This is a genomic window from Jiella endophytica (assembly GCF_004519335.1).
Taxonomy (GTDB): Bacteria; Pseudomonadota; Alphaproteobacteria; order Rhizobiales; family Rhizobiaceae; genus Jiella; species Jiella endophytica.
The window spans coordinates 1,021,081-1,038,440 of record NZ_SOZD01000002.1 but is presented as its reverse complement, the minus strand read 5'-3'; the positions used below and the strand labels follow the sequence as shown (position 1 = coordinate 1,038,440).

15 protein-coding genes are annotated in these 17,360 nt (G+C 67.7%); 7 read left to right on the top strand and 8 right to left on the bottom strand.

Annotated elements, in window-relative coordinates; translation table 11 throughout:
• Positions 1-43: 43 nt before the first annotated feature.
• Positions 44-2,155 (bottom strand): bifunctional rhamnulose-1-phosphate aldolase/short-chain dehydrogenase, encoded by a 2,112-nt coding sequence (locus tag E3C22_RS09775; protein ID WP_134761788.1) that lies wholly within the window; start codon positions 2,153-2,155, stop codon positions 44-46.
• A gap of 260 nt (positions 2,156-2,415) precedes the next feature.
• On the opposite strand from E3C22_RS09775, the gene E3C22_RS09770 reads away from it, so the two are divergent.
• The 7 genes from E3C22_RS09770 to E3C22_RS09740 are packed head-to-tail and all read left to right on the top strand — an operon-like array spanning position 2,416 to position 9,631.
• Positions 2,416-3,219 (top strand): DeoR/GlpR family DNA-binding transcription regulator, encoded by an 804-nt coding sequence (locus E3C22_RS09770; protein ID WP_134761787.1) that lies wholly within the window; start codon positions 2,416-2,418, stop codon positions 3,217-3,219.
• Positions 3,209-3,568 (top strand): L-rhamnose mutarotase, encoded by a 360-nt coding sequence (gene rhaM, locus E3C22_RS09765; protein ID WP_134761786.1) that lies wholly within the window; start codon positions 3,209-3,211, stop codon positions 3,566-3,568. The genes E3C22_RS09770 and rhaM overlap by 11 nt, the downstream gene beginning before the upstream one ends.
• Before the next feature lie 4 nt (positions 3,569-3,572).
• Complete coding sequence (locus E3C22_RS09760; RefSeq protein WP_134761785.1) at positions 3,573-5,003, top strand: FGGY-family carbohydrate kinase; 1,431 nt, start codon at positions 3,573-3,575, stop codon at positions 5,001-5,003.
• A gap of 19 nt (positions 5,004-5,022) precedes the next feature.
• A complete protein-coding gene (locus tag E3C22_RS09755) occupies positions 5,023-6,576 on the top strand; it encodes a sugar ABC transporter ATP-binding protein (RefSeq protein WP_342635620.1) in 1,554 nt (517 codons plus the stop codon).
• A complete protein-coding gene (locus tag E3C22_RS09750) occupies positions 6,573-7,523 on the top strand; it encodes an ABC transporter permease (protein ID WP_134761784.1) in 951 nt (316 codons plus the stop codon). Before E3C22_RS09755 ends, E3C22_RS09750 begins: the two co-directional genes overlap by 4 nt.
• Positions 7,524-7,537: 14 nt before the next feature.
• Entirely contained in the window at positions 7,538-8,479 is a 942-nt protein-coding gene (locus tag E3C22_RS09745) for an ABC transporter permease (RefSeq protein ID WP_134761783.1), read from the top strand.
• A gap of 48 nt (positions 8,480-8,527) precedes the next feature.
• The gene (locus tag E3C22_RS09740; RefSeq protein WP_134761782.1) at positions 8,528-9,631 is read left to right on the top strand and encodes an autoinducer 2 ABC transporter substrate-binding protein; all 1,104 of its coding nucleotides are present in this window, start codon (positions 8,528-8,530) and stop codon (positions 9,629-9,631) included.
• A 972-nt stretch (positions 9,632-10,603) separates the two neighbouring features.
• Here the strand turns inward: E3C22_RS09740 and E3C22_RS09735 are convergent.
• The 7 genes from E3C22_RS09735 to E3C22_RS09705 all read right to left on the bottom strand — a co-directional run bounded on the left by E3C22_RS09735 (position 10,604) and on the right by E3C22_RS09705 (position 17,247).
• A complete protein-coding gene (locus E3C22_RS09735; RefSeq protein WP_134761781.1) occupies positions 10,604-11,335 on the bottom strand; it encodes an SDR family oxidoreductase in 732 nt (243 codons plus the stop codon).
• A gap of 101 nt (positions 11,336-11,436) precedes the next feature.
• On the bottom strand, positions 11,437-12,165 hold the full coding sequence (locus E3C22_RS09730; RefSeq protein WP_134761780.1) for an SDR family oxidoreductase: 729 nt from the start codon (positions 12,163-12,165) through the stop codon (positions 11,437-11,439).
• Positions 12,166-12,197: 32 nt separating this feature from the next.
• Complete coding sequence (locus E3C22_RS09725) at positions 12,198-12,929, bottom strand: SDR family oxidoreductase (RefSeq protein ID WP_134761779.1); 732 nt, start codon at positions 12,927-12,929, stop codon at positions 12,198-12,200.
• A gap of 107 nt (positions 12,930-13,036) precedes the next feature.
• Positions 13,037-14,332: a class II D-tagatose-bisphosphate aldolase, non-catalytic subunit gene (locus E3C22_RS09720; RefSeq protein ID WP_134761778.1), complete on the bottom strand. Its 1,296-nt coding sequence runs from the start codon at positions 14,330-14,332 to the stop codon at positions 13,037-13,039.
• A complete protein-coding gene (locus tag E3C22_RS09715) occupies positions 14,332-15,303 on the bottom strand; it encodes a tagatose kinase (protein ID WP_134761777.1) in 972 nt (323 codons plus the stop codon). Before E3C22_RS09715 ends, E3C22_RS09720 begins: the two co-directional genes overlap by 1 nt.
• A gap of 2 nt (positions 15,304-15,305) precedes the next feature.
• Entirely contained in the window at positions 15,306-16,190 is an 885-nt protein-coding gene (locus tag E3C22_RS09710; RefSeq protein ID WP_134761776.1) for a sugar phosphate isomerase/epimerase family protein, read from the bottom strand.
• 67 nt (positions 16,191-16,257) lie between these two features.
• Positions 16,258-17,247 carry a sugar-binding transcriptional regulator gene (locus tag E3C22_RS09705; protein ID WP_134761775.1) on the bottom strand — a complete coding sequence of 330 codons (990 nt, stop codon included), beginning with the start codon at positions 17,245-17,247 and terminating at the stop codon, positions 16,258-16,260.
• Positions 17,248-17,360 lie beyond the last annotated feature (113 nt).

The window sequence follows — 17,360 nt, the reverse complement described above, 5'->3', positions numbered from 1 at the left end:
AAATTGCCCGCCGGCCTCCTCCCGAGGCCTGCCTCGCCGCTTGCTAGCGGGTGAAGGACTGGGCGTTGCCGGCGTCGACATTGACGATGTTGCCGGTCGACTTCGCCGATGCGTCGCCGGCAAGGAAGGCGACCGCCTCGGCGACGTCCGACGGCAGGACGGAGCGCTTCAGCATCGAGCGCTTGCGATAGTGCTCCTCGAGCTCGTCCGGCGCCATGTTGTAGGCGGCGGCGCGCTGCTCGCGCCATTCGCCCGTCCAGATCTTCGAGCCCTGCAGCACCGCGTCGGGGTTGACGACGTTGACCCTGATGCCGGCGTCGGCGCCTTCGAGGGCAAGGCAGCGGGCGAGATGGATCTCGGCGGCCTTGGCGGTGCAGTAGGCGGCGGCGTTCGGCGAGGCGGCGAGGCCGTTCTTGGAAGCGATGAAGACGACTGCGCCGCCAAGCTGCTGGCGCCGGAACAGCCGGAAAGCCTCGCGCGAGACCAGGAAGTAGCCGGTCGCGAGGATGTCGACATTGCGGTTCCACATCGACAATTCGGTCGTCTCGATCGGCGCCGATGAGGAGATGCCGGCATTGGAGACGAGAATGTCGAGCCCGCCATATTCGACGCTGGCGTCGGCAAAGCCCTTCAGGACCGCCGCCTCGTCGGTGACGTCGAGCGAGACGGTGCGCACCATGTCCGCGGTGAACCGCCCGGCAAGGTCGCTTCTGGCGGCTTCCAGTGCCTCAGCGTCGATATCGGCGAGAACGACGCAGGCGCCATCACCGGCGAGCCGCTCGGCGGTCGCCCGGCCGATGCCGCCGCCGCCGCCGGTGATGAAGGCGACGCGGCCAGCCATCGCCTTCGGTTTCGGCATGCGCTGGAGCTTGGCCTCCTCGAGCAGCCAGTATTCGATGTCGAAGGCCTCCTGCTCGGGAAGACCCTGATAGCTGCCGATCGCCTCGGCACCGCGCATGACGTTGATCGCATTGACGTAGAATTCGCCGGCGATCCGCGCCGTCGCCTTGTCCCTGGCGAAGGTGATCATGCCGACGCCGGGAACGAGATAGACCACCGGATTGGGATCGCGCATCGCCGGACTGTCCGGCCGCCGGCAGCTCTCGTAGTAGCGGGCATAGTCGGCGCGGTAGGCGGCGATCGCCTCGTTGAGCCCAGAAACCACCCGATCGATGTTTCCGCTCGCCGGGTCGAAATCGAGCACCAGCGGGCGGATCTTGGTGCGCAGGAAATGGTCCGGGCAGGAGGTTCCGAGCGGCGCGAGACGTCCGAGCTCGGCCGAGCCGACGAATTCGAGGACTGCGGCGGAATCGTCGAAATGGCCGATCTTGCGCTCGTCCTGGCCGATGCGGGCGCGGATCTCCGGCATCAGCCGCGCCGCAGCGGCGCGCCGGGCTTCAGCCTCCATCGCGCCGGTCCGGACGCCGCCGAAGGCCGCCATGCCGGCGGTCCGGTCGGCAAGATGGGAAATCGCCCGGTTGATGATCCTCAGCGTCGTCTCGTAGCAGTCGCGCGCCGTCTCGCCCCAGGTGAAGAGGCCGTGGCTCTCCAGGACGACGCCCTTGGCGTCCGGATGGCGGCGGGCGAAGTCCGACAGGTCGAGGCCGAGCTGGAAGCCGGGCCGGCGCCAGGGCAGCCAGCCGATCTCCTCGCCGAAGATCTCGCGGGTGAGCTCCCGGCTGGTCGCCGTCGCGGCAATGGCGATGACCGCGTCGGGATGCATGTGGTCGACATGGGGATAGGGTAGATAGGCGTGCAGCGGCGTGTCGATCGAGGCCGCGCGCGGATTGAGGGCGAAGGTGCAGTGCGGCAGATAGCCGACCATCTCGTCCTCGTGCTCGACGCCGCGATAAAGGCTCTTCAGGGCTTCCAGCTTGTCCTGGTAAAGCGTTGCGAAACCGTCGCGCTTCATCGTGCCAACGTCGCCGCCGGAGCCCTTTACCCACAGCACCGTCACGTCCTTGCCGGTCAGCGGATCCTTCTCGACCACCTTCGCCGAGGTGTTGCCGCCGCCATAGTTGGTGATCCGCTTGTCGGCGCCGAGAAGGTTCGAGCGATAGAGCAGGCGCCCCGGCTCGTCGAGCGAAGCGGCATGGGCCTCGTCCCAGAGCGAAGGCAGGAGACCCGCTCCGCTGGTCTGCGGATCTGTCGGCATGATCGACCTCGATTTTTGACCGCCACGGGCAGAGCCGGCCTCCGGCGCGGCCCTCCCATGCGATGGATGCCCCCGCCTGCCCGGATCGACGTCCCGACACAGCGGACTGGTTTGGCGCCAGCATTGGCCAAAACCGCTCGAACGTCAATCAGAACGATCATATACGCTCATGCTGCAATGCAATATGATTGAACTTGATCGAAGATGATTGACAATCAATCGTCCATCCATCAGCATCCAAGCCTGGGAGAAACGCCAAAATGCATGAACGCGAGAGACAGAGGATCATCCTCTCGGTTGTTCAGGCCCGCTCGGTCGCGACCGTGCAGGAGCTGTCGCGGCTGACCGAAGCCTCGGAGGCGACGACCCGCCGCGACATCGCGGCCCTTGCGCTGCAGAAGAAGCTGAAGCGGGTGCGCGGCGGCGCCGAGGCGCTGAAGGCGGCTGCCTTCGGGGAGATTTCGAGCCTCCCCTTCGAGACGGCGCGGACGATCAACGAGAGCCAGAAGCGCGGCATCGCCCGCGAGGCCGCGAGGCTCTGCGAGGATGGCGACGCGATCATCCTCAATGGAGGCACCACGACCTTCCAGATGGTCCATCATTTCGCCGGTGCGCGGCTGCAGGTGCTGACCAATTCCTTTTCCATCGCCACCCATCTGATCGAGCATTCCGAATGCACGGTGATGCTGCCGGCCGGCGCGATCTACCGCGACCAGGCGCTGATCCTTTCGCCCTTCGAGGAGGACGGGATTGCGCATTTCAGGGCACGGCGGATGTTCATGGGGGCGCAGGGCGTCTCGACCTACGGCATCGCCGAGACCGATCCCTTGATCATCCAGTCCGAGCAGCGGCTGATGCGCCAGGCCGACGAGCTGGTGCTGCTGGTCGATTCCTCGAAGTTCCACAAGCCGTCGAGCATGATCATCGCGCCGCTCGAGCGCGCGGACGTTCTGATCACCGACGAGGCGATTGCCGACAGGGACGCGGCGATGGTCGAGGCGGCCGGCGTTCGCCTCGTCGTCGCGGCGCTTTCAGACGAGGGGAGTGAGCGCGATGTCGCGTGAGGCCGATCTCCCGGGCACTGGGCAGAGCGACGGCTTCGAGCGCGTCGCCTTCCGGATGCGGCTCTTTCCAGGCAAGGCCGAGGAATACCGCCGTCGCCACGATACGATCTGGCCGGAGCTGGTCGATCTCCTCTCAGCGGCGGGGATCCGCGACTATTCGATCTTTCTCGATCCCGAGACCGACGCGCTCTTCGCCGTGCTCGAGCGCCGGCGCGGCCACGCCATGGACGACCTGCCGAACCATCCGGTGATGCAGCGATGGTGGGCGATGATGGCCGACATCATGGAGACCAAGGCCGGCAACGAGCCTGTCTCCGTGCCCCTGCAGCCGATGTTCCGGATGGAGTGATCGGATGGAGGGCAAGGTCCGCAACGTCGCCGTCATCGACATCGGCAAGACCAACGCCAAGGTCGTGCTCTACGACCTGGCGGAGCATTGCGAGGTCAGCGCCCTGACGACGCCGAACCGCGTCGTCGCCCACGGTCCCTATCCGCATTTCGATACCGACGCGCTCTGGCGCTTCATTCTCGCCTCACTCGCCGAGCTGTCGGGCGAGATGCCGGTCGACGCGATCTCGGTGACCACCCATGGCGCCTCCATCGCATTGGTCGGCGCGGACGATCTTGCGCTTCCGGTGATCGACTACGAGTTCGCCCTCGACGAGGCGACGCACGCGGCCTACCGCGCGATCCGGCCGGATTTTTCCGAGACGCAGTCGCCGGCGCTCCCCGCCGGGCTGAACGTCGGCGCCCAGCTGCTCTTCCTCGAGCGGCACTTTCCGGAACGCTTCGCGGCGGCGAGGATCCTCACCTATCCGCAATACTGGGCAATGAAGCTCAGCGGCGTTGCCGCCTGCGAGGTGACACAACTCGGCGCCCATACGGACCTCTGGTGCCCTGCGGAGAGGCGCTTCTCGTCGCTGGTCGAGGCAAGGGGATGGACGGCGAAATTTGCGCCCCTGCGCTCCGCCTTCGACCAGCTCGGCGACCTGAAGCCCGAAATCCGCCGGACGATGGGCGGCAATGCGGCGATCCCGGTGTTCTGCGGCATCCATGATTCCAACGCCTCGCTGCTGCCGCATCTGATCGGGCGGAAAGCCCCCTTCGCGGTGGTCTCGACCGGCACCTGGGCGATCGTCTTTGCCATCGGCAGCAGCAAGGCAGAGCTCGACCCCGCGCGCGACACGCTTGCCAATATCGACGCCTTCGGCCGGCCGGTTCCCTCGGCGCGCTTCATGGCGGGGCGCGAATTCGCCGCGATGGCGGGCGAGACGCCGGGCGAGGCCGAGCACGACGCCGCCGAGGCGGTGATCAAAAAGGGCATCATGGCGCTGCCGAGCTTCGTGAGCGGAACCGGTCCTTTTCCGGGCCGGCGCGGCGAGTGGACGGTCGATCCGGAACGGCTTCCGCAGGCCGAGCGGACGGCCGCGGCAAGCCTCGCTCTGGCGCTGACGACCTCGGTCTGCCTCGATCTCGCCGGGGCTGCCGGCCCGATCGTCGTCGAGGGCCCGTTCGGGCGAAACGCCGTCTTCTGCGACGCCCTCGCAGCAATCGCCGGACGGCCCGTCCTCGCCGAGCCTGGTCTGTCGGGCACAGCGGCGGGCGCCGCGCTGCTGGCGCGGGGTTCCGACCCGCCGGTCACGCCGGCCGGCGACGCCGCCACGGAGGGCGGGGCTGGCAGGACGATGCGCGGGCTGTCGTTCTATGCCGAGGCCTGGCGGCGCCGGGTGGAGGAGCCCCGGCGCCGCGAAACGCCGGAAATTTCGATGGGAGCGAGCAGGTGACAGCGTATCTGGGGGGAGCGTGCGGCGCGAAAGAGCGCCGGACGAGGCGCTGATGACGCCGATCCTCGAACTGAAGAATATCTCGAAGGCGTTCGGCCCGGTGAAGGTGCTCACCGGCGTCGACTTCGATCTTTACGCCGGCGAGGTGCACGCCCTGATGGGCGAGAACGGCGCCGGCAAGTCGACGATGATCCGCATCGCATCGGGTGACCATCGGGCCGACGAGGGCGAGATCCGCCTCGACGGCGAGCCGCGCCGCTTTGCCGGGCCGCGCGAGGCGCAAGCCGAAGGCATCGCCGTCGTCCATCAGGAGCTTCTGCTCTTTCCGGCCTTGAGCGTCGCGGAGAACGTCTTTCTCGGCCATCAGCCGAAGACTGCCGGCGGTTTCGTCGACTGGGCGAGGATGCGGCGGGAGGCGCGCGAGCTGCTCGACCGCCTCGACTGCCCCAATCTCGACGTCGACCAGCGGGTTAGCAAGCTCTCCGTCGCCGACCGCCAGCGGGTGGAGATCGCCCGCGCCCTGTCGCGCAACGCCCGCGTGCTGATCATGGACGAGCCGACGGCGGCGCTCGCCGAGGCCGATGTCCGGCGGCTTCTGGAGGTGATCCGTCGGCTTCGGGCCGATGGCGTCGGCATCGTCTATGTCTCGCACCGGATGAACGAGATCTTCGAGATCGCCGACCGCGTCACGGTGCTGCGCGACGGTCGCTCGATCGGCACGAGCAAGGTCGCGGACGTGACCGAAGGCTCGCTCGTGTCGATGATGGTCGGCCGCGACATCCACCAGCTTTTCCCGAAGGTCGACATTCCGCGCGGCGAGACGCGGCTGGAGGTCAGCGGCCTGTCGCTGGCCGGCGTGATCGAGGACATTTCCTTCGACCTTCATGCCGGCGAGATCCTCGGCATTGCCGGCCTCGTCGGCTCCGGCCGCACCGAGCTTGCCCAGACGATCTTCGGCGTCACTCCCGCGACGGCCGGCGAGATCCGCGTCGACGGCGCGCCCCGCAGGATCGCCAGCGTCCGCGACGCGATCGCGGCGGGCATCGCCTATGTGCCGGAAGACCGCGGCCTGCACGGCCTCGTCCGCCCGCAGCCGCTGCGCGAGAACGTCTCGATGGCGATCCTCGACCGGCTGACCCGCTACGCCGTGGTCGATACCGGCCGCGAGCAGCGCCTCGCGAGCGAGGCGATCGAGCGCTTCTCGATCCGGGCGAGGGACGCCCGCCAGCGGGTCGGCCAGCTTTCCGGCGGCAACCAGCAGAAGGTCGTCCTGGCGAAATGGCTCGCCACCGACCCGAAGGTGCTGATCCTCGACGAGCCGACGCGCGGCATTGACATCGGTGCCAAGACCGAGATCCACCGGCTGATGGGCGAACTGGCCAGAAAGGGGCTCGCCATCCTGATGATATCCTCCGAACTGCCCGAGGTCCTCGGCATGAGCGACCGCATCCTGGTGATGCGGGAGGGGCGGCTTTCGGCGATCGTCGATCGCAAGGACGCGACGCCCGACAGCGTCGGCGCCGCGATGATGCAGACCCGGCGCGAGCCGGCCGCCGCGGGCGGAGCCCGATGAGCCGCCGGTCCTTCCATGCCGTCAGCTCGCTCGGCCAGGAGATCCTCCTGGTCGTGGTGATCCTGGCGCTGTTCGCCTTCGTCGGCGCGGTCAATCCGCGCTTCGTCTCGGAAAACAACCTGACCAGCATCTTCGTCGGCAACGCCTATATCGCCGTCGCGGCGATCGGCATGTCGCTGGTCATCGTTTCCGGCAATATCGACGTCTCCATCGGTGCGCTGATCGGCGTCCTGGCGGTGATCTCGGGCCTGCTGGTCACCAGCGGCTATCCGATCTGGGTCGCCTGGCTGGCGCCGCTCCTCATCGGATCGGCGATCAACGCGCTGGTCGGCTGCCTCATCGCCTTCGCCCGGGTCCCCTCGATCATCGCGACGCTGGCCATGCTGTCGATCCTTTCGGGCGGGCTGATCACCTTCACCGGCGGGCGCTGGATCAGCGGCCTGCCGGCAGGCTACCAGCTCGCCCAGTTTCGCCTGCTCGGGGTTCCCTCGCCGGTCTGGTTCATGGTCGGCATGACCATCGTCGCGGCTCTGCTGATGCGCTACACGGCCTTCGGCCGCTCGGTCTACGCCGTCGGCAGCAATCCGGAAGCGGCAAGGGCGAGCGGCATCAGCCCGAGTTCGGTGGTGGTGCGGGTCTTCGCGATCCACGGGGCGATCGCCGGCGTCGCCGCCGTGCTCTTCGCAACGCAGCTGCAGGTCATCCAGTCGACGACGCCGGTCGGGCTCGAACTCGTCATCATCACCGCCTCGGTGGTCGGCGGCGTGTCGATCCTCGGCGGCGTTGGAACGGTGGTCGGCTCGACCCTCGCGGCGATCCTCTTTGCGGCGATCGGCTCCTCGCTGATCTTCCTCAACGTCTCGGCCTACTGGCTGCGAGCCGTCCAGGGCGTCCTCATTCTGGCAACGGTGCTCGCCGACATGGCGCGGCGCAGGCGAACCGGCTGAGGAGGAGAAGAGCCATGACCCGCATCCTCATCCGCCACGAAGCCATCCTCGGCATTCTCTTCGCCGTCGCCCTGTTCGTGATGGCCGCCCAGTCGGACCGGTTCCTGACCACCGCCAACCTTTTGAACCAGGCCCGGCTGATGACCGAGGTCGGCCTGATCGCGATCCCGATGACCTTCGTCATCGTCACCGGCGGCATCGACCTGTCGGTCGGCTCGATCCTCGGCCTCTGCGCCATCCTCGTCGGGGTGTTCTGGCAGAATGCCGGCCTGCCGCTGCCCGCGGCGATCGGCCTGTCACTCCTTGCCGGCACTGCGGCGGGCTTTGCCAACGGCCTCATCATCACCCGGTTCCGGGTGCCGCCCTTGATCGCGACGTTGGCAACGCTCGCGCTCTATCGCGGGCTCGCCGAGGGCATCAGCCAGGCCCGCTCGGTGCGGGGCTATCCGGAATGGTTCGCGGTGCTCGGCCGGGGCGAATTCCTGGGCATTCCGACGCAGCTCTGGCTGTTCGCCCTCGTCGCGCTGGCCGGCATCTTTCTCCTGCGCTTCACCGCCTTCGGCCGCACCACCTATGCAATCGGCAACAGCGAAGCGGCGGCGGAATTCTCCGGCCTGCCGGTCGAGCGCACGAAGCTCCTGATCTACACGGCCTCGGGCTTCGTCTCGGCACTGGCGGCGATCGTCTTCGTCTCGCGCGTCTCGACCACCCGCTCGGACATGGGCAACGGCATCGAGCTCGAGGTGATCACCGCCGTCGTCCTCGGCGGCACCTCGATCTTCGGCGGCCGCGGCATGGTCATCGGCACGCTGATCGGCCTCTGCCTGATGCAGATCCTGCAGAACGGCCTGTCGCTCTCGGGCGTGCGCGGCGACGGCACCACCGTCGTCATCGGCGCGGTCCTGATCGTCGCCGTTCTGATCAGCAATATTCTCGGCCGTTTCTCGAACGACTGAGGGTTGGGAGGGGCGCCGGGAGGGCGCCCGACTTGAGGAGGAGAACCGATGAAGAAACTGATGACGGCGCTGCTTGGCGCCAGCCTGCTGTCGACGCCGGTGGCCGCGCAATCGGCCTGGACCGGCGGCGACGACCAGCCGACCAGCCCGCTCGCCTGTTCGGGCGAGTCGCCGGCCCCCGAGCCCGGCGAATACAACGGCGGCGCGCCCGAGAATGCGCCCGACCGCAAGGGCAAGGACATCACCGTCGTCGACATTCCGAAGCTCGTCGGCGTCGGCTATTTCGCCAGCACCGCCTCGGGCATGCAGGAGGCGGCGAAGGAACTCGGCAACATCACCATCAACACCGACGGGCCGACCCGCGCCAATATCGACGAGCAGATCACCTTCGTCGACAACTACATCACCTCGGGCGTCGACGGCATCCTGTTTGCCGCCAACGACCCAGTGGCCATCGCGCCGGTGCTGAAGAAGGCGCTCGCCGCCGGCATCAACGTCGTCGGCTACGACGCCGATGCCCAGGCCGACGCCCGCCAGTGGTTCGTCAATCAGGCACTGCCGAACGGCGTCGCCAAGTCGATGATGGACCAGCTCGCCTCCGAGATCGGCGAAGAGGGCAGCTTCGCCATCGTCACCTCGACCTTCACCACGCCGAACCAGGCGCGGTGGATCTCGGAGATGCAGGCCTATACCGAGAAGTGCCACCCGAAGCTGAAATTCCTCGAGACGGTGGAAGCGCAGGAGGACAACATCCTGTCCTTCAACCAGGCCCAGACGCTGATCAACAAATATGGCGACGAGCTGAAGGGCATTCTCGGCATGACTTCTGTCGCGACGCCGGCCGCCGCCGAGGCGGTCCAGCAGAACGGCCTCTGCGGCAAGGTCTCGGTCGTCGGCCTCGCTCTGCCGAATGCGATGAAGCCCTACATCAACGGCGACTGCATCAAGTCGACGATCCTGTGGAACACCGTCGATCTCGGCTATGCCGCGGCCGAGGTGATGCGGCAGGTCGTCGACGGCACGCTGAAGCCGGGCGACACCACCGTCAAGGCCGGGCGGCTCGGCGAATTGCAGATCGTCAACCAGAGCCAGGTCCTGCTCGGCGCGCCCAAGGTCTTCACCAAGGACGACATCAACGACTTCGACTTTTGAGGTCTGATGGCCGGAACGTCCGGGACGTTTCGGCCGAACCTCTGGAGCGCCTGGGTGGCGGGAACACCGCCGCCTGAAGGCCCGGCCATCGCCGGCGTGATATCGGATGCCCGCCCACCAAAGCATGAGGGAAGAGACGGTTGCGCCCTGTGTCGCCCTCGCCCTTCGAGGCTCGCTGCGCTCGCACCTCAGGATGCGGGCTCTGGCGTTTTTCCTCAGCTACCTACCTGCGGTTCCGAGCCAACCGCCCGGTTGCCTGTCGATCGCCCCGAGTCCTTCGATCCCCTGGATTCTCGGGACGGGGCCCGAGAATGACGACCCGACAGGCCGATTGACTACTGGCAGGGTGGACTGACGGCCGGGCGGGAAGTTGCCACCGCTCGCGTCGTCTGGGCTGCCAAAGACGGTTCAGGACGAGCGCCAACACCAACGCGCCGTCATCCTCGGGCTTGTCCCGAGGATCCACTGCCCGAGCAACATCAGAACCTCGGCAGAACGCCCTTCCGCATCCGGATAGCCCGCTGATCAGCCGACAGGAGATCCTCGGGACAAGCCCGAGGATGACGACCTGGAGGGACGTTTCGGCCAAACCTTTGGAGCGCCTGGACGGCGGGAACTCCGCCGCATGAAGGCTCAGGCATCGCCGGCGTGATATCGGATGCTGGGCCGACGAGGTAGACCAGAATGCCAGCGGGGTCAGACCGCCGGGAAGCGCCCTCATCCTGAGGTGCGATGCCGGGCGAAGCCCGGCGGAGCCTCGAAGGGCGAGGGGGCTTCGCAGCATCGCCTGCCGCGATCCTCTTTGCGGCTCTGGCAACGGCCAACGGTGTCATGATGATCAGACGGTCGCGCCCTGTGTAGCCCTCGCCCTTCGAGGCTCGCTGCGCTCGCACCTCAGGATGAGGGCGACGGTGCGAGTTCTCGCGTCAAATTCCCCATCGTCTCACAGAGAGAAGCTGCGGGGCCGAGATCTCACCGCACCGAATAGCCGCCGTCGGCCATCAGCGTCGCGCCGTTGATGATCCCCGCCTCGCCCGAGGCGAGGTAGAGCGCCGCCGCCGCGATCTCGGAGGGGCGGGCGAAGCGGCCGACGGGAATGTCGCGGCGGGCCTTTTCGCCCTTTTCGCCGGACCAGCCGACCAGCGCCATCGGCGTTTCGACCACCGTCGGGGCGATGGCGTTGGCGGTGATGCCGTATTGCGCCCATTCGATCGCCATCACCTTGGTCAGGCTGATCAGCCCCGCCTTGCTGGCGCCGTAGGCGGCGTGTTCCTCGATGGCGATGACGCCGGCCTGGGACGAGACGTTGACGACGCGCCCGCGCCCGGATGCGTTGAGGAAGGGCAGGGCTGAGGCGGCCATCAGCCAGGGCGCCCGCAGGTTGATCCGCATGGTGCGGTCCCATGCCTCGATCTCGGTCGTGTCGGCCGGAAAGACGATGCCGAAGCCGGCATTGTTGACGAGGATGTCGATGCCGGTCTCGCGGCCGATCGCCTCGACGCCCGCCGCGATCGCCGCCGGGTCTTCCAGATCGACGACGGCGTGGCGATGCTCCGGCCCGAGGCGCGCCGCAAGCTCCGACGCATCGGTGATGTCGACGAGGACGAGCCGTGCGCCGGCCTTCGCGAAGGCTTCGGCCATCGCGGTGCCGATGCCGCCGGCGGCGCCGGTGATCAGGGCCGTCAGCCCGGACAGATCGCTCATGATATCTTCCTCTCCCCCCACGGCTTTCCAGCTCTCGGCGCTTCGAGCCGGCGCCGGATCGGCCGGGCCCCCGTGTGCTGCAGGGCTGCTACTTGCCGCCCTCAGATGTCGAAATTCGTCGGTAGCACGATCATGTCGCGGATCGTCACGTTGCGCGATCGCGTCAGCATGTAGACGACCGCGTCTGACACCTCGCTCGGCTCGATCAGGCTGCCGGAATCCTTGGCCGCCTGAAGCCGCTCGGGCGGCCAGTCGGCAAGCAGCGCCGAGATCACCGGGCCCGGCGACACCTGGCCGACGCGGATGCCGTGCTTGTTCAGCTGGCGGCGCATGGTCTGGACGAAGCAGGTGATCGCCCATTTCGAACCCGAATAGACCGGCTCCCACTGGATCGGCATGTGCCCGGCGACGGAGGCCGTGACGACGATGTCGCCGCTGCCGCGCTCGATCATGTGCGGGATGACGTCGCGGACGTTCTTCATCACGACATTGACGTTGAGGGTCAGCATCCGGTCGATCGTCGCCGTGTCGGACTCGGTGAGATCGCCGCCGATATAGGTGCCGGCGTTGCAGTGGAGAATGTCGATCCTGCCGGTCTTCGCCAGGATCTCCGGCACCATCTGCGCGCAGCTTTCCGTGTCGAGTAGGTCGGTGGTCTGGGCGATCGCCCTGTCGCCGAGGCGGGCGGTGATCTCGCCGAGCGCCCTTTCGTCGCGATCGACCATCACCACCGTCGCGCCCGCTGCGATCAGCGCCTCCGTCGTTGCAAGCCCGATGCCGGAGGCTGCGCCCGTCACCGCGGCGATCTTGCCGTTCAGCGTTTCAGCCATGTTGGTTCTCCGAAAAGCGATTGGGAAAGAGGTCAGACGGCGAGGAAGCCGCCGTCGATCGGCATCACGGCGCCGGTCACCATGGCCGCGTCGCCGGAGATCATCATCACGATGGTCGAGGCGACATCCTCGACCTCGCAGAAGCGCTGCATCGGCGTTCGCACCATCATCGGCTCGCTCTTGGCGGGATCGCTCCAGGCCGCCGCGGCAAGTTCGGTCAGGGTGATGCCGGGGGCGACGGCATTGACGCGGATGCCGTGCGGCCCGAGCTCCTTGGCAAGGACGCGGGTGGCGCCCTCGAGCCCCGCCTTCGAGGCGGCGTAGCAGAGGTGGTTGGGAAAGCCGCGATGCCCGGCGATCGAGGTGACGTTGAGGATCGAGCCGCCACCCCCCGCCGCGATCCGCGCTCTGGCAAATTCCTGCGAGCAGATCAGCGCGGCCCGCAGATTGATGCCGAGGACGGCCTCGTAGCCCTCCTCGGTCATGTCGATCACGCTCTCGAGGACGTTCGTGCCGGCGCAGTTGACGAGGTGATCGGCGGTGCCGGCCTCCTTCATCGCGGCCCGCGCGGCGGCGCTGTCGAGGAGATCGGCGCTGATCGTGCGGCAGCCGGTGGCCGAAGCGAGGCTCGACAGATCCGCCTCGGTCCGGGCGATCGCGACGACCGCCGCGCCCCGCGCTGCCAGCATTGCCGTCGTCGCGCGGCCGATGCCCTTGCCGGCACCGGTGACGATGACCGTCTGTCCGGCGAAATCCTGTGCCATTGTCGCGTTCCTCCCTTGCCTTCAGGCGTTTCAGTCTCTGGCGCGGCCAAGCCGGGCGATGACGCGGCGGCGGCGAATATCCGGCGGCGAAACAGCCATTCTCCACCTCATGAACATGCGGCGCGGGGCGTCGCATCGCCGTCCGCCGCCGCCTGATAGACGTCGAGGCTCCGCATCACGCGCCAGATCAGGAGCTCCTGCGGATCGAGCGGCCGATCGGCGAAGTGCTCGGCAGCAGGCATGTGCTGCCAGAGGAGCGGCAGCGGCAGCTTCACGCCGGTAAGCGCCGCCGTCAGCCTCTCGACGGCGGCTTCCGCTTCGGGTGAGGGCCAGTAGTAGCGGATGCGGTCCGACAGCGAATAGTGGCGCAGGAATCGCGCTTCGGCGCCGTCGCCTTTGTAGTGACGCTGCCAGCCGGCGGGATCAGCCTGCATCGCCGCTTCCATCGCCCGCATCAGCGGCCGGTCGCCATAGCCGGGCAGAAGGTCGGAGGCGATGAGGTCGAGGGCGTAGAGCGCCTCGCGCAGGACGAAGTTGAGTTCCGGGCCGACCTTGAGGATAAGGAAGCCGTCCTCGACGAGGGCGCCGAGCGGTGCGGCGCCCTGATAGTCGGTCGAATGCGCCTCGAAGACGAGCCCCGGCTCCTCGTCCAGGACCCTGCAGAGGTCGGCGGCCTTCTCCCGGTCATAGCGGACGACATTGCGGTTGCCGAATTCGACGCCCGGCTGGACGACGATGCCGGTGACGCGGTCGAAGGCCTCGCCGAGACCGGCCACCTGAAAGACCCTGCGATGCACCGCGATGGTCTCGCGGGCGGCGTCCGGGGCGGTCGGCTCGACGCCGTCGAGAACATGGTCGGCGCCGCCGGGCGGCGGCACCTCGGTGCCGAGGATGAAGCGCGGCATCGCCCCGCCGGCTTCCCGGCAGACGTCGTCAGCGATCTTTGCCAGCCTTGCGGCCCGCCGGGCGGTGGTCTCGTCGTCGAGGGCCGGCGGCTCGCCGGCGCATCCCATCGAACAGTCGAGATGGAGCTTGCGAAAACCGGCTCCGGCATAGGCCGCGACCATCGTCTCCGCTTCGGCCATCGCCTCCTCGGCGGGGCGCGCGCGCCACGGATTGGGCCCCAGATGATCGCCGCCAAGGAGAATCTGCTTAGGCGGGCAGCGCTCTTCGCGGGCGATCCGCCCGACGAGGTCGACGAAACCCGCCGGCGTCATCCCGGTATAGCCGCCTCGGTGGTTGACCTGGTTGCAGGTCGCCTCGACCAGCACCGGCCCCGCCCTTTCGCGGGCATGGCGGAGCGCGGCGCGCAGCACCAGGGGATGGGCCGAGCAGACCGAGGCGATCCCCCGCGGGCGTTTCGCCCGGCGCGTTTCGGCAAGGGCGTCGAGAACGGCGACCATCAGGCGTGCCTCGCGGTTTCGGCGATGAAGGCGTCGAGTTCCGCACGGCTGCCGGCGCCCTCCATCGGGCCGCGGCGGGTGACGTTGCGGGCGCCGGCGGCACTGGCATAGGTGAGGGCGGCCTCGATCCCCATGCCGAGGCGCCGGCAGGCGACATAGGCGCCGCCGAAACAGTCGCCGGCACCCGTCGGGTCGACCTCCTCGACCTGAAAGGCCGGCGCGAAGACCGGTGGGGTATGCCGCGTGAACACCGTGGCGCCGGCCGCCCCGCGCTTCAGGGCGATTTCCTTCACGCCGGTCTCGAGAAGCCGAGCGACCGCCGCCGCCTCGCCGTCGACACCGGCTGCGCGCGCCAATTCGTCGCCGGAGGGCAGGATCAGGTCGGCCGCCGCGACCAGATCGCGGAAGCGGCGCTCCGTCGCCGCGTCGTAGACGATCTCCTTGCGCAGATTCGGATCGAGCGAGAGCGTCCCGCCCCGCGCCTTGACGATCGGAAGCGCGCGCTCGATCACCTCGACCGCGCTTTTCATCGACAGGGCCGAGCCCATCACGTGGAGGTGGCCGGCACGGCCGACGAGGGCTTCAACCTCGGCGCTCCAGCCGAAGCGCGCGGCTGCCGACGTCGCGATATTATAGACGAAATCGCGCGAGCCACCGGCGCGGTAGCGAACGAAGGCGCTGCCGGTCGGATAGTCCGGGTCGACCCGGATCGCCGAGACGTCGGCGCCGTCGGCCGCGAGGCGACCGACGTTGAGCCGCCCGAAATCGTCGCTGCCGACGGCGCCGATCATCGCCGCCGCGCCGCCGATCCTGGCGCATTGATCGATGAAGATCGCCGGCGCGCCGCTCGGATAGGGGCCGACGAGCGCGATCGGCTCGCAGAACCCGTCGCCGACGCTCGTCGCCATGATCTCGACGAGAATCTCGCCGACCGCGACCGTCGGCCCGAGCTGATCCGGTGCGAGCGCCATGGCTAGCCCGCCGCGTTGATCTGCCGGGTGATCGCCGCTTCCCGCCAGTGTTCCTCGATGAAGGTCCTGGCATGGGCGGCGAGCGCGTCGCTGTCGGTCCAGGTGTCGCGCCAGATGCCGCAGGCGACCGACAGCGCCTCGTCGACGATCGCCCCGGAGAAGCTCTCGAAGGTGATGTCGCGGGAAAAGCCGATGTCGGCGAGCGCCCGGAAGCTCGCCGCAAAGTCGACCGTGCCGGTGCCGAGGAAGCCGCGATAGCTCTCGCCGATATGGAAATAGCCGAGCTTGTCGCCGGCGAGCCGGATTGCCGCGGCGGGATCTGCCTCCTCGATATTCATGTGAAAGGTGTCGAGATGCAGGAAGATGTCGTCCCGGCCGGTGTCGGCGATGAAGCGCAGCCCTTGCGCCGTGGTGTTGAGCAGGTTGGATTCGAAGCGATTGACGATCTCGAGCACGATTTCGACGCCGCTCTCCTTGGCGACCCCTGCCGCGGCGGCGATCGCCTCGGCGCTGTTCATCCAGCCGTCGCGGCTCGGCATCCGGTCGTATTTGCCGTGCTTGGAATAGAGGATGCCGCCGAGGCGGATGCCACCGACGTCGCGCACGGCGTGGACGACGTCGGAAAGGAGGCTGCGGCCGCGCGCGACGATGTCGCCGTCTTCGCTGGAGACGTCGCAGTCGGCCGGCAGACCCATGGTGACGACGATGTCGAGGTCGAGGGCGCGGGCCCTCGTCGCGATGCGGTCGAGGTCGTAGCGGCCGGGAAAGAGATAAGCGAGCTCGACCATCCGGTAGCCGTGCTCGGCGGATTTCTCGAGGGCCGTTTCCAGGCCCTCCTGGGTCCTGCCGTCGGTCCAGACGAACGAGTGTATGCCGAGGCGTCGCATGCGGTTTTCCTCCCAGAAATGACTGCCGCGCAAAGGGCGCGGCAGATTGCGCCGATTTTCCCGGCGGTTACCCGGCGGCGGATCGCCTGGTCGCGCGTTGCTCCCCGGACGCGATGAGCAGTTCGGCCGTCACGTCGTCGGTGACCAGCGTGTCGACGAGGCCCCGCCGCGCCGCCGCGCGGATGATGTCGATCTTGTGCGGGCCGGCGGCCGCCAGGATCTTTTCCGGAATCTTCTCGACCACGGCGATGTCGACGCCGATCGTCCGCTGGTCGAGGGGATGGCCGATCGACCGGCCGCTCTCGTCGAGAAACCGGCCGAGCACGTCGCCGATGGCTCCGGCTTCGATCAGCGCCTCGGCGGAGAATTCCTTCGGCATGCCGTTGGCGACGAGGAACGAGCGCGGCGAGACGTCGGCGCAGGTCAGGATCGCCGCATCGAGGGTCTCGAACTTGGCGAAATGGTCGGCAAAGATCTCCTGGGACAGGAAGATCTCTCGATCGACGCCCTCCGACAGGAAGATCGGCGCCGCCAGCAGGGAATAGTTCGCACCGAGGCAGGCGGCAAAGCCCGAGGCGATGCTGAAGGAATTGAACGAGGCACCCTGCATGGTGCCGCCAAGCATCGAGACGATTTCCAGATCCGGCGCAGACATCGGCGGCAGCTTCTGGATCGCCGCCTCCAGCGTCATGCCCCACGAGACGCCGACGGTCTTCCAGGTCTTCGAGCGGATCCGCTCGGCGACAAAGCTCGCCAGCGCCGCCCCGACGGCGGTGTGGTAGTTGTATTCGTCGCGCCTTGCCGGTCCGATCTGCACCCTCTCGATGCCGAGATGGCTGCGCACCCGCTCCTGCAGCTCGATCCGCGCCGAGAAGGGCGAGTCGATCTGCACCTTCACGATTCCCAGCGATTTCGCCTTCTGGATCGCCTGGTTGACCCGCAGCCGGGTGGTGTCGAGATGGCCGGCGATCTCTGCCTGCGTCATTCCGTTGACGTAGTAGTGCCAGCAGACCTCGACGGTGAACGCCTCCGTCTCGTCGCTTGCCTCCCGAACCATTGGCGTCTTCCGATCTCCGACTTCCGTTCGTGACACTGGCATATGTTACAAATGGAAGGCAATATATACATCTGTAAAAAATTCACTTGCATTGAGGCCCATACATTTGCATG